Source organism: Streptomyces milbemycinicus (genome assembly GCF_002154605.1).
Lineage (GTDB): Bacteria > Actinomycetota > Actinomycetes > Streptomycetales > Streptomycetaceae > Streptomyces > Streptomyces milbemycinicus.
Genome location: NZ_MUNE01001144.1, coordinates 1 through 873, shown reverse-complemented (window position 1 = coordinate 873; position 873 = coordinate 1). Strand labels below are relative to the sequence as shown.

At 69.5% G+C, this 873-nt stretch carries 2 protein-coding genes; one reads left to right on the top strand and one right to left on the bottom strand.

What is annotated here, in order from left to right; all coding sequences use genetic code 11:
• Window positions 1-222, bottom strand: a 222-nt coding sequence (locus CCN51_RS51695; RefSeq protein ID WP_143676235.1) for an AMP-binding protein, incomplete at its 3' end; no start/stop codon positions are given.
• A 260-nt stretch (window positions 223-482) separates the two neighbouring features.
• Here CCN51_RS51695 and CCN51_RS51690 point away from each other — a divergent pair.
• Window positions 483-671: a hypothetical protein gene (locus CCN51_RS51690; RefSeq protein WP_014174480.1), complete on the top strand. Its 189-nt coding sequence runs from the start codon at window positions 483-485 to the stop codon at window positions 669-671.
• Window positions 672-873: the final 202 nt, after the last annotated feature.

The following is an 873-nucleotide window of genomic DNA, read 5'->3' as shown; positions in this document are numbered from 1 at the left end:
CACCTGCTCCACCCGGTTGCCCAGATGCAGCGCCACCCGGTCCCCGGGCCGCACCCCCAGCCGCGCGAGATGGCCTGCTAACCGCCCGGTCCGCTGCTCCAGGTCCGAGTAGCCGACCGCCCGGCGCACGTCCTGGAACGCGATCTTGTCCCCGGTCCGCTCCGCGTGTTCCTTGAGCATCCCCGGCAGCGCGCGTATCAACTCGCTGCGCACCTCTGCCATCCCTCACCCCTTCGGCCACTGGGCGCACGACAACGCCCCCGCCCGCACACGGTAGGCGGTTGCCGAGGGAGAGTGCGAAGGACACGCGGGGACCCTCCCGCGGCAAGGTCGGCTCGGCCGGGCAATGCCGTGTTTCCGCTGGCTGTTAGGTTGGCACCGCTTGTTACGCATACGAGCCGAGCGGCGCGAGCACCGCCGCAAAGCAGCAGTCGCCGAGTAAGGTCACGGCCAAGGGGCCGAAGCTCGACTGCACCGGCGCCTTGAAGGATGGCCAGAAGGCGGGCAAGGAAGCGCCCACCCTGACGCTGTCGTGCAAGGGCGGCGATGACGGTGGCCGGGGCGTGGGCACGGTCAAGATGAAGGACGACGACAAGCTCGCGATCGACTGGGCGGGCCCCGAAGGCGGCTACGGCGGCTCGGTCGAGAGTTTCCGCAGGGTCGGCGGCTGAGGCGGCTGAGACACCCACGCTCCAGCATTCTCGGCGGCGGACGCATGAGTCCGCCGCCGAGGTGTTTCCGGCGCTTCCCACGGCGGCCATTCCGGCGCGCACTCCCCGGCGGCCGTTCCGTGGGATAGGCTTTTTGATCTCCGGTCCTACAGGCGCCGACAACTGCAGAACGGACAGCAATGGACGCGATATCCCCCGTTCA